This is a genomic window from Kitasatospora sp. NPDC002227, assembly GCF_040296285.1.
Lineage (GTDB): Bacteria > Actinomycetota > Actinomycetes > Streptomycetales > Streptomycetaceae > Kitasatospora.
The window spans coordinates 85966-109144 of sequence record NZ_JBEOWY010000002.1 but is presented as its reverse complement, the minus strand read 5'-3'; the positions used below and the strand labels follow the sequence as shown (position 1 = coordinate 109144).

At 73.4% G+C, this 23179-nt stretch carries 14 protein-coding genes; 10 read left to right on the top strand and 4 right to left on the bottom strand.

Annotated elements, in window-relative coordinates:
• Positions 1-16: 16 nt before the first annotated feature.
• Positions 17-244: a DUF3107 domain-containing protein gene (locus ABT095_RS02370; RefSeq protein ID WP_350527365.1), complete on the bottom strand. Its 228-nt coding sequence runs from the start codon at positions 242-244 to the stop codon at positions 17-19.
• A gap of 147 nt (positions 245-391) precedes the next feature.
• A complete protein-coding gene (locus ABT095_RS02365; protein ID WP_350527364.1) occupies positions 392-1039 on the bottom strand; it encodes a TetR/AcrR family transcriptional regulator in 648 nt (215 codons plus the stop codon).
• A gap of 202 nt (positions 1040-1241) precedes the next feature.
• Between ABT095_RS02365 and ABT095_RS02360 the strand changes: the two genes are divergently transcribed.
• The 5 genes from ABT095_RS02360 to moeZ all read left to right on the top strand — a co-directional run bounded on the left by ABT095_RS02360 (position 1242) and on the right by moeZ (position 7433).
• Complete coding sequence (locus ABT095_RS02360; protein ID WP_350527363.1) at positions 1242-2144, top strand: alpha/beta fold hydrolase; 903 nt, start codon at positions 1242-1244, stop codon at positions 2142-2144.
• A 294-nt stretch (positions 2145-2438) separates the two neighbouring features.
• Positions 2439-3950: a DUF3492 domain-containing protein gene (locus tag ABT095_RS02355; protein ID WP_350527362.1), complete on the top strand. Its 1512-nt coding sequence runs from the start codon at positions 2439-2441 to the stop codon at positions 3948-3950.
• Positions 3950-4822, top strand: coding sequence for a hypothetical protein (locus ABT095_RS02350; RefSeq protein ID WP_350527361.1), 873 nt, complete (start codon positions 3950-3952; stop codon positions 4820-4822). Before ABT095_RS02355 ends, ABT095_RS02350 begins: the two co-directional genes overlap by 1 nt.
• A 277-nt stretch (positions 4823-5099) precedes the next feature.
• Positions 5100-6050: an NAD-dependent epimerase/dehydratase family protein gene (locus ABT095_RS02345; protein WP_350527360.1), complete on the top strand. Its 951-nt coding sequence runs from the start codon at positions 5100-5102 to the stop codon at positions 6048-6050.
• Positions 6051-6254: 204 nt separating this feature from the next.
• A complete protein-coding gene (moeZ, locus tag ABT095_RS02340) occupies positions 6255-7433 on the top strand; it encodes an adenylyltransferase/sulfurtransferase MoeZ (protein WP_350527359.1) in 1179 nt (392 codons plus the stop codon).
• Positions 7434-7535: 102 nt separating this feature from the next.
• On the opposite strand, the gene ABT095_RS02335 is transcribed toward moeZ, so the two are convergent.
• Positions 7536-8069, bottom strand: a complete 534-nt coding sequence (locus tag ABT095_RS02335; protein ID WP_350527358.1) for a hypothetical protein — start codon at positions 8067-8069, stop codon at positions 7536-7538.
• Between the two features lie 399 nt (positions 8070-8468).
• Here ABT095_RS02335 and ABT095_RS02330 point away from each other — a divergent pair, with 399 nt between their 5' ends.
• Positions 8469-12560, top strand: a complete 4092-nt coding sequence (locus ABT095_RS02330) for a golvesin C-terminal-like domain-containing protein (RefSeq protein ID WP_350527357.1) — start codon at positions 8469-8471, stop codon at positions 12558-12560.
• Complete coding sequence (locus ABT095_RS02325) at positions 12561-13076, top strand: hypothetical protein (protein ID WP_350527356.1); 516 nt, start codon at positions 12561-12563, stop codon at positions 13074-13076.
• Between the two features lie 42 nt (positions 13077-13118).
• On the opposite strand, the gene ABT095_RS02320 is transcribed toward ABT095_RS02325, so the two are convergent.
• Positions 13119-15770: a flippase-like domain-containing protein gene (locus ABT095_RS02320; RefSeq protein WP_350527355.1), complete on the bottom strand. Its 2652-nt coding sequence runs from the start codon at positions 15768-15770 to the stop codon at positions 13119-13121.
• Between the two features lie 159 nt (positions 15771-15929).
• On the opposite strand from ABT095_RS02320, the gene ABT095_RS02315 reads away from it, so the two are divergent.
• The 3 genes from ABT095_RS02315 to ABT095_RS02305 all read left to right on the top strand — a co-directional run bounded on the left by ABT095_RS02315 (position 15930) and on the right by ABT095_RS02305 (position 23113).
• The gene (locus ABT095_RS02315; RefSeq protein ID WP_350527354.1) at positions 15930-16265 is read left to right on the top strand and encodes an MGMT family protein; all 336 of its coding nucleotides are present in this window, start codon (positions 15930-15932) and stop codon (positions 16263-16265) included.
• A 106-nt stretch (positions 16266-16371) separates the two neighbouring features.
• Entirely contained in the window at positions 16372-19749 is a 3378-nt protein-coding gene (locus tag ABT095_RS02310) for an ATP-dependent helicase (protein ID WP_350527353.1), read from the top strand.
• Positions 19750-19921: 172 nt separating this feature from the next.
• On the top strand, positions 19922-23113 hold the full coding sequence (locus tag ABT095_RS02305; protein ID WP_350527352.1) for an ATP-dependent helicase: 3192 nt from the start codon (positions 19922-19924) through the stop codon (positions 23111-23113).
• Positions 23114-23179 lie beyond the last annotated feature (66 nt).

Sequence of the window (23179 nt, the reverse complement as noted above, 5' to 3'; positions counted from 1 at the left end):
TCGAACAGATTGCGGCTCAGAGGGTGCCGAAGCCCACCTTGCGCACGCTGGGCTCGCCGATCTCCACGTACGCCAGGCGCTCGGCCGGGACGATCACGCGGCGGCCGTGCTCGTCGCTCAGCGCGAAGACCTTGGCCGTGCCGTCCAGTGCCTGGGCGACGGCCTTCTCGATCTCCTCCGCGGTCTGCGTGCTGTCGAGAACGATCTCGCGAGGCGCGTGCTGCACGCCGATCTTGACCTCCACGGCTTCCGTCCCTCCGGGTTGCTCGCTGTGATGCGCCCCGCCGCTGAACTGCTGTTCGTGGCGGTTGCGCCGTACGGCTTCACCATAGAGCACCCGGATGGCCCGGAGGCGGAGCTCCGGGGAACGCCGACGGGGCCGGGGCGGCCCCTACTGCTCCGGCTGCTGCTCGGTGGGGTGCATCGGGAAGCCCTTGAGACCGCGCCAGGCCAGGCTGGCGACCAGCCGCACGGCCTCGTCGCGCGGGATCTCCAGGCCCTGGGAGAGCCAGTAGCGGGCGGTGATCTGGGCCATCCCGCAGACGCCCGCGGCGAGCAGCTTCGACTCGTGCTCCGGCAGGTCGGTGTCCTCGGCGATCACCTTGCTGACCAGCGTCGCGCTGGCGTCCGAGGCACGCTCGACCCGCTCGCGGACGGCCGGCTCGTTCGTCAGGTCGGACTCGAAGACCAGCCGGAAGGCGCCGGACTCGCTGGAGACGTAGGTGAAGTACGCCTCCATGGTCGCCGCCACGCGCATCTTGTTGTCCGTGGTCGCGGAGAGCGCGCCCCGGACGGAGTCGACCAGGGCGTCGCAGTGCTTGTCGAGCAGCGCGAGGTAGAGCTCCAGCTTGCCGGGGAAGTGCTGGTACAGCACCGGCTTGCTGACCCCGGCGCGGTCGGCGATGTCGTCCATGGCCGCAGCGTGGTAGCCCTGCGCGACGAACACCTCCTGTGCAGCACCGAGCAGCTGCTCACGGCGGGCGCTTCGCGGCAGGCGGGCACCGCGCGGGCGCTCCTGCGCCTCCTGGATGGCCGTCACGGGCGCTCCTCACTTCACGGTCAGCGGGCTGGCAAGGTGGTTGATTCTACTTTTCGGTAACTCGGTTCGCGCCGGTCGAAGGCGAGAAAAGCTCCGGACACCCTTGTCGGGTGCCCACAATACGGGGCTGGCCTGCACTGTCCATAGGCTGAGACCGCACAGGACTGTGGTCCCGCAGGCCCGCTCATTACCATCGTGCTCCATGAGTACCGATCAGCGGGTGACGGCCTCGGCCGAACCTCTCCGTACCGTTGCCGTCCCCGGGGCCGTGCTGGCCGTGACCGGGCCGCAGGCCGGGAGCGAGGGGCTGCCGCCCGCGCTCTTCGTGCACGGGCTCGGGGGGTCGGGGGACAACTGGCGCGAGCTGATGGCGGAGCTCGCGGGGGAGGTGGCGGGGGAGGCGGTGGACCTGCCCGGCTTCGGGTGGTCGGAGCCGCCGCTGGACGGGGACCACTCGCTGTCCGGGCACGTCCGGGCCGTGATCGGGTACCTGGAGGCGGCCGGGCGGGGGCCGGTGCACCTGTTCGGCAACTCGATGGGCGGCGCGGTGGCCGTCCGGCTCGCGGCGCTGCGGCCGGACCTGGTGCGCAGCCTCACCCTGATCTCGCCCGCGCTGCCCGAGCTGCCGCCGCAGCGCACCGCCTGGCCGACCGGCCTGCTGGCCGTGCCCGGGGTGCCGGCCCTGCTGCAGCGCGGACCCGCGCCGGACGTCGAGCAGGCCACCGACCGGCTGCTGCGGCTGGTCTACGGCGACGCCCCGGGCATACCCGCCGAGCGGCGCGAGCGCGCGGTGGCCGAGTTCCGCCGCCGGGCGGCGCTGCCGCACGCGCTGGCCGCCCTGGTCGGCAGCACCCGGGGGATCGTCTCGGCCTACACCCAGCGCGGCGACCAGTCGCTGTGGAAGCAGGCCGAGCAGGTGCGGGTGCCGGTGCTGCTGGTCTACGGCCTCAAGGACAAGCTGGTCTCCTACCGCTCCGCCCGCCGCGCCTGCGCCGCCTTCGCCGACGCCCGGCTGCTCGTCCTGCCGGAGTCGGGGCACGTGGCGATGATGGAGCACCCGGCGCAGGTCGCCCGCGCGGCCCGGGAGCTGATGGCCCGCAGCTGAGCGATTCCTTGGGCCCCGGAACGCCGTTCCGGGGCCCAAGTCACGCGGGTTCACTCGTTCAGGTGGCAACCAGGCACGTGACCGATGGGGCGTCCGCCGCGGGTTCTACCTTCGTGAGTGTCGGACCGAACAGGTGTGGGGGGAGAACGCACCAGAGGTCCGGGGCCGCGGGGAGCTGCAGTGCAGCCTCCTCCCGTGTGCCCGTACGGGGGCTCCCGCCGTGCCGCGGCCGCCCTTCCCGAACCCGCGCCGCCTCGCAACCAAGAAGAGGCCCGCTCAGCTCTGGAGGTCGTCGTGCGCGTAGCACTGCTCACCGAGGGCGTCCACCCGTACGCCCGGCGTAGTGGCGGCTGGTGCCGCCGACTGGTGGAGGGGCTGCCCGAGCACGAGTTCCAGCTCCACCTGCTGGCCACCGAGGCCTCGGCGCAGGCCCCGGCCGGCCCCGAGACGTACGAGCTGCCGCTGTGGGGCCGCCGGCCCGGCGGGCGCAGCCCGGCCGCGCACCGGCGCCGCCTCTACGGCCGCGCCTACCGGGAGTTCGTCCGGGCGCTGGTGCTGCCGGGCGAGCGCGCGTCCTTCGCCCCCGGCCTCTACCGGCTGGCCGAGCTGGCCCGCCAGGACGGCGCGCTCTCCGCCTTCCTCGCCTCCGGGCACGCCCAGCGGATCCTGGAGCGCGAGTGGCGGGCTCCCGGCGCCGACACCGCCGCCGGGCAGCCGCTGGTACGGGACGTGCTGGTCGCGGGTGATCTGCTCGAGCAGTGCCTGCGGCCGCTCACCGCGCCCTGGTACGGCGAGGGGCCCGGGCGGCTGGGCTCGGTGGACCTCTGCCACGTGGTCGGCGGCGGCCCGGCCGCGCTGCCCGCGCTGGTCGCCAAGCAGCTGCACGGGGTGCCGTTCGTGGTCACCGAGCACGGGCTGCACCTGCGCGAGCAGTACCGCAGCTACCGCAGTGCGCCGTACCGCTGGCCGGTCCGGGCGCTGCTGCTGAGCTTCTTCCGGCTGCTGACCGAGGAGACCTACCGGCAGGCCGCCGTGCTCACCCCCGGCAGCGCCTACGACCAGCGCTGGCAGCAGCACTGCGGGGCCGACCCGGCGCGGACCAGAGTCGTGCACGAGGGCACCGAGGCGGTCGGCCGGGCCGCGGCCGGGGCCGAACCGGAGCGGCCCACCCTGGTCTGGGCGGGCGCGCTGGAGCCCGGGCGGGACGCCGAACTCATGCTGCACGCCTTCGCCGGGGTGCGGGCCGAGCTGCCCGAGGCGCGGCTGCTCGTCCACGGCGAGGAGAGCGCCCCCGGCTACCTGGCGCACTGCCAGGAGGTGGCCGCCCGGCTCGGGCTCGGCAGCTCGGTGACCTTCGCCGGGCGGCCGCGCGGCCTGGCCCAGGCCTGGGCGGCGGGCACGGTGGTGGTCTTCACCGGGCTCACCCAGCGCAGCCCGCGGCTGCTGGCCGACGCGATGCTCAGCGGGCGGGCGGTGGTGACCACCGAGGTCGGGGTGGCCCGCGAGGTGGTCGGGCCGACCGGTCTGCTGGTGCCGCCGCGCAGCCCGCAGGCGCTGGCCGCCGCCTGCCTGGCCCTGCTGCGGGACGAGGAGCGGCGGGCCAGGCTCGGCCTGGCCGGGCGGCTGCGGGCGCAGGAGCGTTTCGCCGTGGAGCCCGTGGTCACCGCCTTCCGTGAGATCTACCTGGAGCTGGTCTCGCACTGGCCCGCCTTCCCCGCCGGGGACGGCTCCGCCGGAGAGCCGCTGCGCCCCTTCGCCCGCCCCGCCGAGTACTGGGTGGCGGGGGCGCTGGCGGAGGCCCACTGATGCAACGCCGCACGACGGGGGAGGCGGCGGATCCGGCCGGCCAGGGCGAGAACGGTGCCGGCGGGTTCGCCGATCCGGTGCGGGAGTTGATGGTGCGGCACCGGGAGGTGTGCGAGCAGGCGGTGGATCCGCTGGAGATCGCCGCCGCGCTGGAGGACTCCGGGCTGGGGCCGCCGGAGGCGGCGCGGTACCGGCACGCGGACGTGTTCACGCTCGCGGAGGAGCTGTACGCCCGGGTGCCGCGCTCGCCCACCGCCCAGCGGGCGGCGGCCGAGCCGGCCGGGTGGCGGTTCGGCCCGCTCGGGTGGGGGCGGCTGGCGCTGGGGCTGCTGCCGGCCGGGCCGCTCTGGTGGGCGGAGCCGGGCCTGGCGGTGGCGGCCGTGGGCGGGGTCGCGGTGGCCGAGCCGGTCGGGCGCTGGCTCGACCGGGCCGCCCGGGGCCACCTGGGCGCGGCGGCCACGCTGGCCGAGTACCGGGCCCGGATGCGGCCGGTGCTGCCGGTCGCGGTGCTGCTGCACCTGGCACTGGTGCTGGCCGGCGGCTTCGCCGCCATGGTGGTCACCGCCGTGCTCGAACCGCCCGACACCGGCCTGCTGCGCGAGGCGGTGACCAGGGCCACCCCGGTGGAGTGGGCGGCCCTGGCCGCCGCCGCCCTGCTGCAGTTGCTCGCGGTCGTGCTCCGCTCCCGGCCCGCCCTGGCCGCCCAGGCGCTCGCGCTCGCCGTCGCGGTGGCGGGTGGCGCCGGCCCGCCCGCGCTGCTGCTCGGCTGCGGCGCGGCGGGCGCGCTGCTGCTCCCGTACGCCTGGGCGCGGCTCGGCCGCCCCGGGGCGGCGGATCACGCCGAGCGGTCGGCGCCGAGGCACGGCCCCTGATGGCGCCCGCCCCGCCGAATCCGGCCGCGGACGAATCGGCCGCCCGGATCCGTCGGACGGGCTCCGGCACCCGCGCGGCGGACCACGCCAGGTGGCCGGCGTCCGAGCGCGGTCCCTGACCATGCCCGCCCCGGCGCGGCACGCCGCAGGCGGCGGCCGTCGACCGGACCCCCGCCGGGCAGGCGCCGCCGCCGGCCGACTCACCACCGGAACCACCCCGACAACCGATACCCGCCCGGCCCGTACGGGCGGGGCCTCGTGGAAGGACACACCCCTGATGAGGGTGCTGCTGCTGGGCGCCGACGGCTTCATCGGCCGCCGGGTCGCCGACCGTCTGCTGGCCGACCAGGACCTGACGGTCACCGTGCTCGGCCGACGCGACTCGGCCGACATCCGCTTCGACCTGACGGCGGGCAGCCCGGGCGCCCTCGCCCGGTTCCTGGACGCGGCGGCCCCGCAGGTGGTGATCAACTGCGCGGGCGCCACGTACGGCACCTCCCGGGCGCTGATCAAGGCCAACACGCTGGCCGTGGCCACCGTCTGCGAGGCGATCCGCCGCAGCCGGGAGCCGGCCCGGCTGGTGCACGTCGGCTCGGCCGCCGAGTACGGCCCGATGCCCGCCGGGGTGCCGATCCCGGAGGGGGCCGAGCCCCGGCCGGTGGGCCCCTACGGGGTGTCGAAGCTGGCCGGCACGGAGCTGGTGATCACCTCGGGGCTGGACGCGGCGGTGCTGCGGGTCTTCGACGTGGTCGGCCCCGGCTCGCCGACCGCCTCGCTGTTCGGCCGCCTCGCCGAGGGGCTGCGCCGGGCGCTGGAGCAGCACGAGCGGGTGGTCCGGATGCCGGACCTGTCCGGCTACCGGGATTTCGTGGACGTGCGGGACGTCGCGAGGGCGATCCAGGCGGCCGCCGTCTCGGCCGCCACGGGCGTGATCAACATCGGCAGCGGCCATGCCGTCCGGGCCCGGGAGGCCGCCCAGCTGCTGGTGCGCGCCTCCGGTTTCGAGGGCTCCATCAGCGAGGACGCCCGCCAGGTGCTGGTGCCGAGCCAGGTGGTGACCGACCTGCACCAGCAGCCGAGGGTGGTCGAGCCGCGCGCCGTGGTGGAGCCGGTGCAGTGGCGGCAGGCGGACGTCCGGACGGCCCGGGACCGTCTCGGATGGCGGACACTCGTACCGCTGGAGGAGTCCCTGGCGGACATCTGGATGGAGACGGCCTGCCGGGTCTGAGGTTCGGTCCGTACCCCGACGAGCCCGCTGAGGCGCTCAACCACGGGCTAGTCGGGGCGGCGCGCGTTCTCCGCCGGAATCCCATCATCCGATGTCAGGTGTCTCGGAGTTCGGACATGCTGTCTCGGAATAGCCGGGCCGCGTGACACTGTTGGCTTAGCTGGTATTCGAAACGCTATCGATCTGACGACCATCGGAGCCCCCGTGTCGCTGCCACCCCTGGTCGAGCCCGCCGCCGAGCTCACCATCGACGAGGTCCGCCGGTACTCCCGCCACCTGATCATCCCGGACGTCGGGATGGCCGGGCAGAAGCGGCTCAAGAACGCCAAGGTGCTGTGCGTCGGCGCCGGCGGCCTGGGCTCGCCCGCCCTGATGTACCTCGCCGCCGCCGGCGTGGGCACCCTCGGCATCGTCGAGTTCGACGTCGTCGACGAGTCCAACCTCCAGCGCCAGATCATCCACGGCCACTCCGACATCGGCCGCTCCAAGGGCGAGTCCGCGCGGGACTCGGTCAAGGAGATCAACCCGTACGTCAACGTGGTGCTGCACGAGGAGCGCCTCGACAACTCCAACGTGATGGAGATCTTCTCCGGCTACGACCTGATCGTGGACGGCACCGACAACTTCGCCACCCGCTACCTGGTGAACGACGCCGCGGTGCTGCTCGGCAAGCCGTACGTCTGGGGTTCGATCTACCGCTTCGACGGCCAGGCCAGCGTGTTCTGGGCCGAGCACGGCCCCTGCTACCGCTGCCTCTACCCGGAGGCGCCGCCGCCGGGCATGGTCCCCTCCTGCGCCGAGGGCGGCGTGCTGGGCGTGCTGTGCGCCTCGATCGGCTCGATCCAGGTCACCGAGGCCATCAAGCTGCTCGCCGGGGTCGGCGAGCCGCTGGTCGGCCGCCTGATGATCTACGACGCCCTGGAGATGAACTACCGTCAGGTGAAGGTCCGCAAGGACCCGAACTGCGCCCTCTGCGGCGACAACCCGACGGTCACCGAGCTCATCGACTACGAGGCCTTCTGCGGTGTCATCTCGGAGGAGGCCCAGGAGGCCGTCGCCGGGTCGACCATCACCTCGAAGCAGCTCAAGCAGTGGATGGACGACGAGGAGGACATCTTCGTCGTCGACGTCCGCGAGCCCAACGAGTACGAGATCGTCTCCATCCCGGGTGCCGTGCTCATCCCCAAGGACCAGTTCCTGATGGGTGACGCGCTGGAGCGCATGCCGCAGGACAAGAAGATCGTCCTGCACTGCAAGACCGGCGTCCGCTCGGCCGAGGTCCTCGCCGTCCTCAAGTCCGCCGGCTTCGCCGACGCCGTCCACCTCGGTGGCGGCGTGATCGGCTGGGTCAACCAGATCGAGCCCCACAAGCCGGTCTACTGACCGTCAGCCGACTGCTGAGCCAAGCACAGTGCCCGCCGAATCCGTTCGGCGGGCACTGTTGTTCTATCGGCTACCTGAGTCGGCTCCGGGCGCCGGTGCCGGTCAGGAGGAGATGCCCGGGATGGTGATGGTGCTGCCGACGACGTAGCGGCCGTCCGCCGTCGCCTGGGGCGTGACGTCCAGGGACTTGTATGTCTCCGCGACCACGGTGGGGACGCTCACCGTCAGGTTGTAGGTGATGGTCTGGCCGTCGGCGAGCGGGCGGTCGAGCGGCTTGGGGTCGGTCCACACCGTGCCGTCGCTGCCGGTGGTGACGTCCAGGTAGGACCCGTTGTTGTCCCAGTAAGCCACGGTGTTGGCCGCGGTCACCCCGTCGCCCAGGATGCCGACGCTCGGGGCGAAGTGCTGGTACGGGGCTCCGGTGTGGTTGGTCACGGTGAGCTGGTACCCCATGCCGTAGTGGCCGGTCCAGACGCCGTCGTGCACGAACGCGACGCTCAGGGTGGGCGTCCCGTGGTGCGCGGGGATGGCGCCGCTCACCGGCACGGCCGAGGCCGGTGCGACGGCGGCACCCGCCATGGCCAGGGCGAGCAGAGCGACGGACGCGGCCTTTACGGAGCCGAGCTTGACGTTCATGAGATTCCTTTCGGCGGCGGTAATTCGGGCGGTGACTGCGAAGGATTCTGCGGAAATCCGACGGCTGGTCACTATGGCCCCCAGTATGGCGTCGAACTATCTCGACGGCGGGCCGATTATCAGCATGTTGTCACGTCAGGAGTCAAGCAAGTAAGGGGAGTTGTCGTGCTTGATGAGCTCCGGGGCGACTTCGCCCATTAAACTTCGAGGGGCGACATTTCTCCTCAAGTATGTGCCGTTGTCCCTTTCTGTACGGTTGAGTCCGTCGAGCGCGTGAATTGGTAGCGACAGGTACGAACTGTCTCTAGTACATTGGCTGCCGCTCGCCGGGGGGAGAGCTCGGTGTGTCCTGGTCGGCAACCTCCGGCGCTGTCATCAGCAGCCAAGAGGGGACTACAGATGCGCCTAGCACCACGAAGAGCAGCGCTGGCCGGCCTGCTCGTACTCCTACCGGCGATGGCCGGCAGTCTGGCGGGTACGCCCGCCTTCGCCGGCACCGCCGGGGCGGGGGCGGCCGCCCGGCCGGCCGCGCCGGTCGCCCCGCACCCGCCCGCCGGCGGTGCGGAGGTGCCGGACCCGGACGGCTCCCTGCCGAAGGGGTGGCGGTCCTCGGGAGACCGTGCGGTGACGACCGCCGGTGACGGCCTGGGCTTCCACGTCCTGGCCGCGGACAGCGCCCAGGCCTACCGGTGGCGCACGGTGGCCTCGTTGGCCGAATCCGGCTTCGAGACCGACCTGTGGGTCGGCAACTCCTGTGTCACCGCGTCGGGGAAGCGCGCCGCCGTCGTCTACGCCCCGCGCCAGTTCACCAACAAGCCGGAGCTGATGCAGCGAGGAGCCTTCGCGGCGATCGTCGACCTCGAGTCCGGCGCCGTGACCAAGCTCCCCGAGCAGGTGTCCCTCGCGTACTTCGATCCGGGCTGCGGAGCGGGGGAGACGGTCGTCTTCACGCAGGGCGGCGACGCGGACCTCGGGAAGACCCGGCTGCTGGTGGTGGACGCGGCGACCGGGAAGACGGTCGACTCGCCCGTCGTGCCGGGGCAGTTCACCTCCGCCGTCCCGGTCCAGGACGGCGTGGTCGGTGCCCGCGGGGCCCAGCTGACCCGGGTCGACCGGCACGGGCAGGCGAGTGCGCTCGCCAAGACCTCGGGGGCGGCCTTCTCGATCCACCCCGACGCGGAGGGCGGCATCACCTTCCTCGACCACGACGGGGAGAGTGCCCAGGCGCGCAGGTACCACGGCGGTGCGGTCTCGACCCTGGCCCACGGCAAGCTCGGCGGGCTCGGCGTGCAGGCGGGAACCGCCGGCCGGGTGTTCCTGACCGGGAGCCCGGAGGGCCTGTCGTCACTTCCCCGGTCGGTCAAGGCGATCGCCGCCGCACCGGACGCCGTGGTCTCCTCCACAGGCGGCCTGGCCGTCGACCAGGCGGTGTCCGGCGCGGCCCGTCGTCTCGCCGACCAGCCGCTGGCCCCGCCCAAGGCCGACGGCGCCGCCGCCGTGGAGATCCAGGCCGAGGTGCCCGGCACCGGCAAGAAGCTCTCCTTCTCCGCCCCGTCCGCCGCGGACCACGCGCCGGTCGGGGACGCCGTCTCGCCGGCCCTCGGCAAGGCGGGGGTCACGCCGAAGAGCACCCCGCGGGCATCGGCCTCGCTCAGCAGCACCGGCAACGACGGCTCCACCGTCGACCTCGACGCCACCTGCGCCGTCGAGCGCAACAGCCCCGCGCTGCAGTCCTACCAACCGACACCCGGCCAGGTCGAGTGGGCGGTGGACATGGCGGTGCGGGGCAACCTGACCAGCAACTGGATCCGGCAGGGCGGCTGGCGCAACCTCGCCGGTCTCGGCACGGTCGACCCCCAGGGGATGTTCCCGCTCCCGGCCCTGGCCGGTGGCGGCCACATCCCGCCGCAGGTGCTGCTCGGGATCCTCGCGCAGGAGTCCAACCTCTGGCAGGCCGAAGGGGGCGCCATCCCCGGCCAGTTCGGCAACCCGCTGGTCGGCGGCTTCTACGGCCACCCGAAGGCGGACCCGAACAACCCGCAGGCCGTCTGGCAGATCGACTGGTCCAAGGTGGACTGCGGGTACGGGATCGGGCAGCAGACGGACGGGATGCACAGCGCCAGTGTCCTGCGCCCCGGTGACCAGGCCTGGCCCGCGGACCAGCAGCAGGCCATCGCGCTGGACTACGCCTCGAACATCGCGGTCGCGGCCCGGACGCTCTCGAACAAGTGGAACGAACTCCACGACCCCAACGCGCCGATGAAGGTCAACAGCGACAACCCGGCCTCGATCGAGAACTGGTTCACGGCAGCCTGGGACTACAACGCCGGGTTCACCCGCTACTCGCCGAGCAACCCCACCGCCCCCTGGGGGCTGGGCTACCTCAACAACCCGGTGAACCCGCTGTACCCGGCCGGGCGCGCCGCCTTCCTCGACAACAACCACTACGCCGACGCGGCGCAGCCGCAGAAGTGGCCGTACGAGGAGAAGGTGCTCGGCTGGGCGGCCTGGCCGATCAACACCGGCCGCTCCTACGACGACAACGGCAACCTCAACGGCGGCAACCCGGCCGGCTACGCCGCTGCCTGGTGGGTGAGCGCCGCGGAGCGGACGGCCATCAAGCCGCCCCTGGCCACCTTCTGCAACACCACCAACAACTGCGACCCCGGCAACCCGCCGCCGTGCGAGATCAACCACCTCGGGGCGAGCTGCGACACCCCCTACTGGTACCACTCCGCCGCGGTGTGGAAGGACTGCGTCTCCAACTGCGGTCACGAGACCATGACGTACAAGACGCTGCGCAGCGAGCCGGGCAACGGCACCACCGGTGCACCGGACTGCAAGGCGCCGGGCAGCGCGGGCGCCCCGCCCAGCGGGTCGCTGATCGTGGACTCCGTCTCGGGCGGCATCCCGCCGTTCCGGTCGGACTGCACCAGGACGTGGAGCAACGCCGGGACGCTCAGCTTCAACTTCCTGCCCGACTCGGCAGGCCACTACGAGGCGAAGGCGGACCTGCACCAGATCGGCGGCGGCTTCGGGGCGCACTTCTGGTACGCCCACACGCGCAGCTCCGGCAGCTCCGTGATCAGTGTGGCGAACAACATCCACCAGCCCACCCAGGCCGCCGGCCCGATGGCGATCACCGGGACGTGGAAGCTGTCCCAGCCGCTGAACGCGTGGACGAAGGTCTTCGTCCACCTGCCGGACACCGGCTCCCAGACGCGGCAGGCCATCTACACCGTTCACCTGGGTGACGGCACCACCGAGAACCGCGTGGTGAACGTCAACGCCAACACCAACCAGTGGGTCAGTCTGGGGGTGTTCCACTTCGTGGCCGGATCGGACATCCAGGGCGTCGAGCTCAGCAACTTCACCCAGGACGGCACCGGCGCGGGCGGTGACGACATCGCCTGGGACGCCGCCGCCTTCCAGCCGCTGCCGGCCAAGCCCGCGGACTTCGTGGTGGCGCTGGGCGACTCGTACTCCTCGGGCGAGGGCACCGGCAACTACTACTACAACAGCGACGTCAACGGTGCGAACGCGGTGACCCGCGACGCCTGCCACCGCTCGCCCAACGCGTGGTCCCGCCAGGCGGTCCTGGCCGACAGCGGCAGCTCGATCGGAGCCCGGGCCGACCAGAACGACGCGACCATGGACTACCACCTGATCGCCTGCGGCGGCGCGCGGGTGAACAACGTCCTGTCGGTGGACTCGCCGCGCGACGCGATATCGCTGAGCGACAAAGCCGGCGGCTTTCAGTCGGGCCAGGGGCAGAACGGCGAGATCGCCCAGCTCGACCAGGGGTTCCTGGACGCCAACACCACGCTGGTGACGATCTCGATCGGCGGGAACGACGCGAAGTTCAGCGACATCGTGACGAAGTGCGTCACGTACCTGGTGCTCTCCGACTGTTCGACCCTCGCTGACGACGAAACCGGTGCGCCACTCGCCCAGGCCGAACCGAAGCTCATGAACTCGGGCGTGCACGACTCGGTCGTCCTGGCCCTCACCGAGATTCACAAGCGGGCTCCCAACGCCCGGATCGTCCTGATGGGGTACCCGCCGCTGTTCGAGAACCACGGGAGCTGCCTGAGCGGCCGGCTCGACACCGCGACGATCTCCGCCTTCGCGATCGGCGGGCCGACTGCGGGCGTGCTGGCCACGCTGGTGGACATTGCCGCCAGTGTGCACATCGGCCCGGACGCGGACTGGATGGACCAGCTCGGGTTCACGCTGGACTCGTCCATGAGGGACGCGGTGGGTGTCGCCCGTGCCGCGGGAGTGCCCGCCACGTTCTCCGATCCCACCGCCGCCTTCGCCGGAAAGGCGATCTGCGGCAGCCCGCAGAGCATCAACGACTTCGTGATCAACAAGACCCCGGGGGAGAACCCCGGCAAGCCGTTCTCCGGTCAGTCGTTCCACCCGCTCGCGAGCGGCGCCTACACTTACTCGCTCGCGTTGAACAGCACCCTTCGGAGTCTGGGGCTCTGAGTGACCAAGCGAACCAAGACCGTGATAGCGATCACCGTCGGCACGCTGTGCCTGTTCGTGGTGACGGTGATCGCCCTGGTGAACGAGCTCTCCCCCTACTACCGGTCCTGGACCGAGTCCGGCATGGACGCTGCCGCGGATCACGCGCGCGCCGATGCCCGGGCGAGGGCGCACCGGATCCAGCAGGGGTTCGACGCGGCCGGCCATGGCAGTGATCAGGAGCGGCTGCAGGTGGCGGAGTCCCTGGTGAAGGCAGACTTGGGCTACGTGTTCCGGACCGAGGAGCAGGGGGCGGTCACCACGGTCTCGTTCGGCGTCAACGGGCGCGGCACGGCCCCTGACTCCATCGGCTCGGGGGAGACCGAGACCGGTCTGCGCCTGTGCGCCGCACTGTCCTGGCCCACCGGAGGTGACGGCAGGTCACGACTGAGTGACGTGCCGTGCCCGCCGGAGCTGCAGCCCATGGTGCAGGGCCCGCTCGGCTGGTCGGAGGGTCTGGCCAAGCTCAGCGGTTGAGGAACCGCCCGTACCACCGTGACGCGAGGACGCGCTGTGATCTCACAGCGCGTCCTTGCGTTGCAGGACGTTGTAGCAGACCCAACCGGGGATCACCGGGAGCCAGAAGGTCAGCGCCCGGTAGAGGAAGACGGCCGGGGTGGCGACGGTGGGCGGCACGTTGGCCAGGGTCAGCGCGCCGACCAGGGCGAGCTCGACCGGGCCGATGCCGCCGGGGGTGGGGATGGCGGAGCCCGCCGCGTTGGCGGTGAGGAAGACGACGGCGACGGCGGAGAAGCTCATCGAGCCGCCGAAGGCCTGGATCGAGGCATCGAGGCAGGCGGTGAAGCTGAGGGTGAGCAGCAGGATGCCGCCGAAGCCGGTGAGCAGCTTGCTGGGTGTCTGCATCAGGTCGAGCATCCGGGGCACCACGCCGAAGAACAGCGAGCGCACCCGGGTGACCACGAACCGCCGCAGCGGGCCGACGGCCGCGACCACCAGCGAGAGCACGGCGGCCGACAGCACCCCGATGATCACCGCCCGGGAGGCGCCGAGATCCCCGTTGGTCTGGCTGCCGGTGATCAGGCCGAAGCAGAACAGCAGCAGCAGGTGCCCGGCGAGCCCGGCCAGCTGCGAGGCACCGACACTGGCCACCGCCTGCACCGGCCGGATGCCGGCCTTCTGCAGGTAGCGGGTGTTGAGCGCGATGCCGCCGATCGCCGCGGGGGCGACCAGCTTCACGAAGGAGCCGGCCACCTGGGCGGCGACGGTGCGCCGGAAGGGCAGCCGCTCCGGCACGAAACCGGTCAGGCTCATCGAGGCCGCGATGTAGGTGAGCGCGGCGGCGGCCAGTGCGGCGGCCGCCCAGGCCCAGTTCATGTGGGAGAGCTTGAGCTGGGCGGGCTTGATGGTGGTCAGCGCCAGGTAGGCGGCGAAGGCCAGCGCGATCACGGTGATCAGCGTCTTCGGCTTGAGCCGCTCCAGCTTCTCCGGTGCGAGCGGCGCCTCCGGGGCGATCTGGAGGATCTGGCCGCGGATCCGGCTGAGCAGGTCCTCCCCGGCCACCGCGATGTCCTCCTCGGCCTGCTGCTGGGTGCGCTCGCCGGAGGCGACCTGCTCCAGGGCCAGCGCCTGGGCGGCGGCCTTGCGCTCCTTGGTCTGCTTGGCGAGGTCGCCCCTGGTCTGCCGGCTCAGGCCGACCGGCTGCAGCAGCGGCAGCGAGCCGGCCACCCGCTCGGCGCCGAGCACCGCGTTGGCGGTGGCCACCGCCCGCTCGGGCCCGACCCGCAGCGCGAAGGTGGTGAGCAGCTGGGCCAGGTCGATCCGCAGCGTGAGGTCACCGGCCGCGATGTCGCCGCCGGAGAGGTTGACCAGGCAGCCGGTCTTGTCGTCGACCACCAGCAGGGACTCGCCGGTGAGCCGGCGGTGGGCGATCCGGCGGTCGTGCAGCCGGCCGACGGACTCCCAGAGCGAGGCCATCACCTGGTCGGTGATCTCCTCGTCCGCCAGCTCGTCCAGGGTGCGGCCGGGCACCTGCTCGTAGACCAGGATCGCCGCGTCCGGGCCGAGCTCGGAGGTGGCCACCAGCTGCGGGGCGCGGGCGCCCGAGGCGGCGGCCGCGTACGCGATCAGTGCCTCCTGCTCCAGCGCCTGCCGCAGCGACTGCGGGCTTCGCCGCACGGCCACCGAGCGCAGCCGCAGGCGGCGCCAGGCGCGGTAGAAGAAGCCGGAGGCCTGCTGCTCGCGGTCGATGATGTGGACGTCCAGCGGCGGGCCGTCCTGCTGCTCGACGTAGTAGCGGCGGGTGCCGCCCGGCGCGTCGGGGGCGCGGTGCGCCCCGGCGGGGGAGAAGCCGACCTTGCGCAGGCCGGTCATCAGGTGGCTGCCGGTCGGGCGGATGTTCGGCGAGCCGATCGCGTACAGGGTGCCGTACGCCACGGACCAGCCGATCAGCACGGTGAGGATCAGCGAGAGCAGCGTGGTGTAGCCGCTGACCAGCTCGGTCATCCCGCTGAGGACGACCACCACCCAGAGCGCCACCCGCCAGCGCGGGCGGCTCGACATGCCGACGGCCGTCATGTAGGCGATCACCGGTGCCAGGTAGCCGTGCACCGGGTCGGTCAGGGTCTGGCCGCCGTCGGGTGGCAGCTGGGTGAGCGCGTCACGGATCTCGGCGGGCGCACCGGCGGCCACCCACCAGTCCACGCCGAGCGAGACGCCGTACGCGAGCACGGAGGCGAGCACGCCGTCCGCGACCCGCAGCCCGTCGCGCTTTATCAGCCGCTCGACGGCGAAGGCCAGCGGTACCGCGAGCACCGCCACGCTGGAGATCAGCGCGGCGACGGTGCTGAGCACCCCGGGGATGCGGTGGGCGTTGGTGGAGATGTCGTTCTCCAGGCCCGAGGTGGTCGAGACCGCGAAGCGGGCGACCAGGAAGAGCGCGATGATGCCGAGCAGCCCGGCCACGAAGCGGATCAGGTCCGAGGGGCGGTGCGCGCGGGCGGCGAGCAGCGGCTCGTCCACGGCGAGGTCGTCGCCGGGCTCCTGGTGCGCAGGCTCTTCGTCTGGTGGCCTCTCGCCCGCCAAACCCTTCTCCCCCTCGTACGGTGCCGCGTGCTCGGCCGGTGGTCGACCGAGCTGGTCAGGACGGTCGAACGGGTCGCCGACGGGAGGCTCGGAGCCCTCGTCCGCTGCCACGTCTACCGTCCCGGTCATCTGGTCTTGTCCTCGTATCACCACTCACCGCCCCGAAGATGGTGGCATGCTCCGGCCGCCCGTGCTGGACAGGGGGCTCACCGGGCGCGGCGAATCCCCCGCTCGGCGCCTGGGAGCCGGGCCGGGAACCGGCCGAACGAATGAGGAACAATCACGCAGATGACGGAGAGTACGGCCGAGGCGCCACCGCCCTATGTCGAGTCGGTCCTGGATCTGGCCGAGCGTATTCCCCCGGGCCGGGTGATGACCTACGGCGACGTGGCCGAGTACCTCGGGCAGGGCGGGCCCCGGCAGGTCGGGCGGGTGATGGCGCTGTACGGCGCGGCCGTGCCGTGGTGGCGGGTGATCCGGGCGGACGGCCGCCCGCTGCCGGGCCACGAGGACCGCGCGCTGGCCAATTACCGGGTGGAGGGCACTCCGCTGCGGCTGGTCGGCGGCGAGCCCCGGGTCGACCTGCGGCAGGCCCGGTGGGACGGCCGGCCCGGCGGCAGCTGAGGCGCGGGCAGCGGCGCACGTGGGGGGCTGCGCGCCCCCGGGTGGGCGGAAGCCGGGGACGGGAGCGGCGTAGGCTCGTTGTTCCCCTTCAGGTCTGAGGTCGTTGGTGTCTTCTCCCTTCCGTCTGGTGCGCAGCCCGCTCGCGCTGCCCGCGCCGCCCGTGCTCGACGAGTACCAGCGGGCGGTGGCCGAGCACGCGGGCGGCCCGCTGCTGGTGCTGGCCGGGCCCGGCACCGGCAAGACCACCACACTGGTGGAGTCCGTCACCCGCCGGATAGAGCGCGGCACGGACCCGGAGCGGATCCTGGTGCTCACCTTCAGCCGCAAGGCGGCGATGGAGCTGCGGGACCGGATGACGGGCCGGCTGGGGGCCGGAGGCGGGGGTGCCCAGGCGCCGCAGGCGACCACCTTCCACTCCTTCTGCTACGCGCTGCTGCGCGCGCACCAGGAGCCGGACGCGTACGCCGAGCCGCTGCGGCTGCTCTCCGGCCCCGAGCAGGACGTCATGGTGCGTGAGCTGCTCGCGGGCGGGGCGGAGGACGCCCGCGAGGGCGTCGGCCGGATCGCCTGGCCGCTGGACCTGCGGGCCTGCCTGACCACGCGCGGCTTCGCCGACGAAGTGCGTGCCGTGCTGGCCCGCAGCCGGGAGCTGGGCCTGGGCGAGGAGGAGCTCGGCCGGTTCGCGACGGGCGTGCAGCGGCCGGACTGGGCGGCGGCGGCGCACTTCCTGGCCGAGTACCTGGACGTGCTCGACCTGCGGGGCGTGCTCGACTACGCGGAGCTGGTGCACCGGGCGGTGCTGCTGGCCGAGCGGGCGGAGGTCGGGGCGGCGCTGCGGGAGCGGTACGAGGCCGTGTACGTGGACGAGTACCAGGACACCGACCCCTCGCAGGTCCGGCTGCTGCGGGCGCTGGCGGGGGGCGGCCGGGACTTGGTCGCGGTGGGCGACCCGGACCAGTCGATCTACGCGTTCCGCGGGGCGGACATCAACGGGATCCTGGACTTCCCGTCGGCCTTTCCGCGCTCGGACGGGCGGCCGGCCGATGTGAAGGTGCTGCGGGTCTCGCGGCGGTCGGGGGCCGTGGTCCTTGCCGCGACCCGGGAGCTGGCGCGGCGGATGCCGATGGGGCGGTTGCCGGCCGGGAAGTTGGCCGAGCACCGGTCGCTGCTGCCCGTGCGGGAGGGCGGCCGGGTGGAGGTCTACACGTACCCGACGCCGGGTGCGGAGCTGGACTCGGTCGCGGACCTGCTGCGCCGGGCGCACCTGGAGGACGGGGTGCCGTGGGGCGAGATGGCGGTGCTGGTCCGTGCCGGGGCGCGGTCGATTCCGGGCGTGCGGCGGGCGCTGGGCGCGGCCGGGGTGCCGCTGGAGATCGACGGTGACGATCTGCCGCTGCGGGAGGAGCCGGGGGTTTCGCCGTTGCTGCTGGCGCTGAAGGTGTGTGCGGCGCCGGCGGTGGAGTGCGACGCGGAGACGGCGCGGACGCTGCTGACCGGGCCGATGGGCGGCCTGGACGGGTCGGACCTGCGGCGGCTCGGGCGGGCGCTGCGGGAGGAGGAGCGGCGGTACCTGCGGCGGCGGGCCGCTGACGCTGCGGGTGCTGCTGAGGGTGAGGCGGCTGCGGCTGAGGGGGTGGTCACGCGCGTAGTTGATCCGGAGGGGCCTCGCGCCCCTGAGGGTGCTGCCGCGCCTCGCGGTGCTGAGGAGTTGCTGCGGGAGGCGCTGGCGGAGCCTGAGCGGTTGGTGGCGTTCGAGGTGGGGGCGGCGCGGCGGGCTTATGAGGTGGGGGTGTTGCTGCGGAAGGTGCGGGAGGGGCTGGCCGGCGGCTGGGGGGCCGAGGAGGCGCTGTGGGAGTTGTGGGAGGGGAGCCGGCGGTGGCGGGAGCGGTTGGAGCGGGCCGCGCTGCGCGGGGGTACGGCGGGGCGTAACGCCGACCGGGACCTCGACGCGCTCTGTGCGCTGTTCGAGACCGCCGCGCGGGCGGAGGAGCAGGTGGCCGGCCACCGGGGCGCCGCCGAGTTCCTCGCCGAGCTGGAGGCGCAGGACATCGCGGCGGACACGCTGACCGTCCGGGCCGTCCGTCCGGAGGCGGTCCGGCTGATGACCGCGCACCGGTCGAAGGGCCTGGAGTGGCGGGTGGTCGTGGTCGCGGGCGTCCAGGAGGGCCTCTGGCCCGACCTGCGCCGCCGTGGTTCGCTGCTCGAGGCGGACCGGATCGGCCGGGACGGCCTGGCCGAGCCGCTCTCCCCGGCCGCCCTGCTCGGGGAGGAGCGGCGCCTCTTCTACACGGCCGCGACCAGGGCGAAGGACCGGCTGATCGTCACGGCGGTCAAGGCGCCGGCCGAGGACGGGGACGAGCCGTCCCGGTTCCTGCGCGAGCTGTACCGGGAGGAGCTGGACCCGCGGACCGGCAAGGTGACCGCCCGTCGGCCGCAGGTGACCGTCGAGGACGTCACACACCGCCCCCGCCGCCCGCTCGCCGTCGCCGCCCTGGTGGCCGAGCTGCGCGCCGTCACCGTCGACCCCGCCCGCAGCCCCGAGCTGCGGCGGGCGGCCGCCGAGCGGCTGGCGCAGCTGGCCGAGGCGACCGACGAGGAGGGCGCACCGCTCGTGCCGGCCGCGCACCCGGACCGCTGGTGGGGCCTGCTCGACCGGACGGAGGCGCCCGATCCGCTGCGGGCGCCGGGCGAGCCGGTCCGGCTCTCCGGCAGCGGGCTGGAGCAGCTGGAGGGCTGCTCGCTGCAGTGGTTCCTGGACAAGGACGTGAAGGCGGCCGGGACGACCACCGCGGCCCAGGGCTTCGGCAACGTGGTGCACGCCCTCGCCGACGAAGTCGGCTCGGGCCGGACCCCGGCGGACCTCGCCGTGCTGATGGCCCGGCTGGACACGGTCTGGGACGCCCTCGCCTTCGACGCCCCCTGGAAGTCCCGCCAGGAGAAGGAGCAGGCGCGGGCGGCGCTCGAGCGGTTCCTGCACTGGCACGTCCTGGAGCGGGGCCGCACGACGGTGGCCACCGAGCACGGCTTCGACCTGACCCTGCCGGTGGGCGGGATCGAGATCCGCATCCGCGGTTCGATGGACCGGGTCGAGCGGGACGAGGCCGGCCGGGCGTACGTGGTCGACTTCAAGACCGGCAAGCAGATCCCGACCGACAAGTCCCTCCCGGACCACCGCCAGCTGGCGGTCTACCAGCTCGCGGTCGAGCACGGCGCCCTGGCCGACGTCCCCGGCTTCGAGGCGGGCGCCGTCTCCGGCGGCGCCGAGCTGGTCCACCTGCGCGAGCCCGCCAAGGGGGACGTCGAGTCGCCCAAGGTCCAGCACCAGGGCCCGGCCTCCGAGCCGTGGGTCTCCGACCTGCTCGCGGACACGGCCGGCAAGGTCCTGGCCGAGCGGTTCGTCCCGACGACGAGCGAGGGCTGCGCCCGCTGCTCGTTCCGCAGCAGCTGCTCGGCCCAGCGCGACGGCCGCCAGCTGATCGACTGAGATCGGGTTGCACTACCCAGGGGCGTGGGGCTCTGCTCAATCAACTGCGTGCGCGACCGGCCCTCTACGGAGGTGCACGGTTGCGCGCGCCGTTCCTCGCGCCCCTGAGGTGGTTGCTCTGAGCCGATCCGCTGCCCGGCCCGCTGTGGTTGCCCTCGGTTAGGTTGAGCCCATGTCCGCCGTGCTCGAAGACCCCCGCCAGCTCAAGGAGCTGCTCGGCATCCCCTTCAACCCGGAGCAGATGGCCGCGATCGGCGCGCCGCTGGAGCCGGCCGTGATCGTGGCCGGGGCCGGGTCGGGGAAGACGACGGTGATGGCGGCCCGGGTGGTGTGGCTGGTCGGGTCGGGGGCGGTGGGGCCGGAGCAGGTGCTGGGGCTCACGTTCACCAACAAGGCGGCCGGGGAGCTCGCGGAGCGGGTGCGCGGTGCGCTGCTGAAGGCCAGGGTGCTCGACCCGGCGGAGGAGAGCCTCGGCGAGCCGGAGATCTCCACGTACCACGCCTTCGCCGGCCGGCTCCTCAAGGAGCACGGCCTGCGCCTCGGCATCGAGCCCGACACCCGCCTGCTCGCCGACGCGACCCGGTTCCAGCTGGCCGCCAAGGTGCTCCGCTCCGCCCAGGGCCCGTACCCGGCGCTGACCGGTGCGTTCTCGGGCCTGGTCGCCGACCTGATCGCGCTGGACGGCCAACTGGCCGAGCACCTGGTGGAGCCCGCCGCCCTGCGGGCCTTCGACGCGGAGCTGCTGGACGTGCTCGCCACCGCCAGGCTCAGCAACGACGACCTGCGCGCCCTGCCCGTCACCGCCCGCGCCCGGCTGGAGCTGCTCGAGCTGGTCGAGGAGTACCGCCGCCGCAAGGCCAAGGCCGGGCTGATGGACTTCGGCGACCAGATCGCCGCCTCCGCCCGGCTGGCCCAGCAGCGGCCCGAGGTGGGCGCGCTGCTGCGCGAGCAGTACAAGGTGGTGCTGCTGGACGAGTACCAGGACACCTCCGTCGCCCAGCGTCTGATGCTGGCCGGGCTGTACGGGGGCGGCACCGGCCACCCCGTCACGGCCGTCGGCGACCCCTGCCAGGCGATCTACGGCTGGCGCGGCGCCTCGGTGGCCAACCTGGACGACTTCCCGAAGCACTTCCCGCACGCCGACGGCACCCCCGCCGCCCGCTTCGCGCTGAGCGAGAACCGCCGCAGCGGCGGGCGGCTGCTGGCCTTCGCCAACCACCTGGCCGCCGAGCTGCGGCAGATGCACGAAGGGGTGGAGGCGCTGCGCCCGGCGCCCGGGGCGGAGCAGGAGGGGTTCGTCCGCTGCGCCCTGCTGCCCACCCACGCCGAGGAGATCGACTGGCTGGCCGACTCGATCGCCCACCTGGTGCGCACCGGCACCGAGCCGGGCCGGATCGCGGTGCTCTGCCGGGGCGGGGTGGCCTTCCCCGACATCCACGCGGCGCTGGTGGCCCGTCAGGTGCCGGTGGAGGTGGTGGGCCTGGGCGGGCTGCTGCAGCTGCCGGAGGTGGCGGACCTGGTCTCGGTCTGCGAGGTGCTGCAGGACCCGACGGCCAACGCCGCGCTGGTGCGGCTGCTGATCGGCCCGCGCTGGCGGATCGGTCCGCGCGATCTGGCCCTGCTCGGCCGCCGGGCCACCGAGCTGGTGCGCACCGGCCGGGCCGAGGGGGTGGACGCGCTGACCGCCGCCGTGGCCGAGACCGACCCGACCGAGATCGTCTCGCTGGCCGACGCGCTGGAGAGCTTCCTCGACACCGAGCAGCCCGACGAGCTGCCGTTCTCCGCCGAGGCCCGGGTGCGCTTCGCCCACCTCGCCCGCGAACTGCGCGAGCTGCGCCGGGTACTGGCCGAGCCGCTGATGGACGTGCTGCACCGGGTGCTGGCCGTCACCGGCCTGGAGGTGGAGCTCGCCGCCTCGCCGTTGGCGCTGGCCGCCCGCCGCCGGGAGACGCTGCACAGCTTCCTGGACGTGGCCGCCTCTTTCGCCGATCTGGACGGCGACCCGGGCCTGCCCGCCTTCCTGGCCTTCCTGCGGGCGGCCCAGGAGTACGAGCGCGGCCTGGACAACAGCCTGCCCGGCGGGGAGAACACCGTGAAGGTGCTCACCGCGCACAAGTCCAAGGGCCTGGAGTGGGACGTGGTGGCCGTGCCCGGCCTGGTCAAGGGGGGCTTCCCGAGCGACAAGGGGCGCGAGCGCTGGACCAGCACCAAGAAGGTGCTGCCGCACGCCCTGCGCGGCGACACCGCGACCCTGCCGGTGCTCGACGGCTACGCCCCGAAGCCGATGGCGGCGTTCAAGAAGGAGATGGCCGAGCACGCCCGGATCGAGGAGCTGCGGCTCGGCTACGTGGCGTTCACCCGCCCGCGCGAGCTGCTGCTCGCCTCCGGCCACTGGTGGGGCCCGAGCCAGAAGCGCCGCCGGGGCCCGTCCGCCTTCCTGACCGAGCTGAAGGAGCACGCCGAGCGGCCGGGCTGCGGCGAGGTCGAGCACTGGGCCGAGCCCCCGCTGCCGGACGCGGAGAACCCGGCGCTGGCCGCCACCGTCGAGACGCCCTGGCCGCTGCCGCTGGACCCGGCCGCGCAGCAGGCCCGGCGGCGGGTCGCCGAGGTGGTGCAGCGGCGCCTGGCCGGCGCACCGGCGGCCGAGCCGGAGCCGATGGCTCCCGAGGACGAGCGGCAGGTGGCCTCCTGGGACCGCGACCTGACGGCGCTGCTCGGCGAGCTGTCGCGCTCGCGCCGGGCCGTGCGCGAGGTGCCGCTGCCGCCCTCGCTCTCGGCGACCCAGCTGCTGCGGGTGGCCGCCGACCCGGACGGCTTCGCCCGCGAGCTGGCCCGCCCGCTGCCGCGCCCGCCGAAGCCGGCCGCCCGCCGGGGCACCCGCTTCCACGCCTGGGTGCAGGCACAGTTCGAGCAGCGGGCCCTGCTCGCCCCGGACGCGCTGCCGGGGGTGGACGATGACGGCATCGAGGACGAGGTGGACCTGGAGCGCCTCAAGGAGGCCTTCCTGCGCAGCCCGTACGCCGGGCGGCAGCCGTACCGGGTCGAGACGCCGTTCCAGCTGGTGCTCGGGGGGCGGGTGGTGCGCGGCCGGATCGATGCGGTCTACCGGGAGCGTGACGGTGGCTCAGGGTCACCGGCCGGTGAGCGGTACGAGGTGGTCGACTGGAAGACCCACCGGGAGGAGACGGCGGACCCGCTGCAGCTGGCCGTCTACCGCCTGGCCTGGGCCGAGCAGGTGGGCGTCGAGCCCGAGCAGGTCACGGCTTCCTTCCTGTACGTCCGGAGCGGGCGGGTGGAAAGACCGTCAGGACTTCCTGGCCGAAAAGAGTTGACCAGGCTTCTGATCGGGAATAGTGAAGAATGAGTCACGCAGAGCATCCAAGTCGTCACAGCGTCGCGCGAAACCTGTGCACAGTGCACGTTTCGCGCC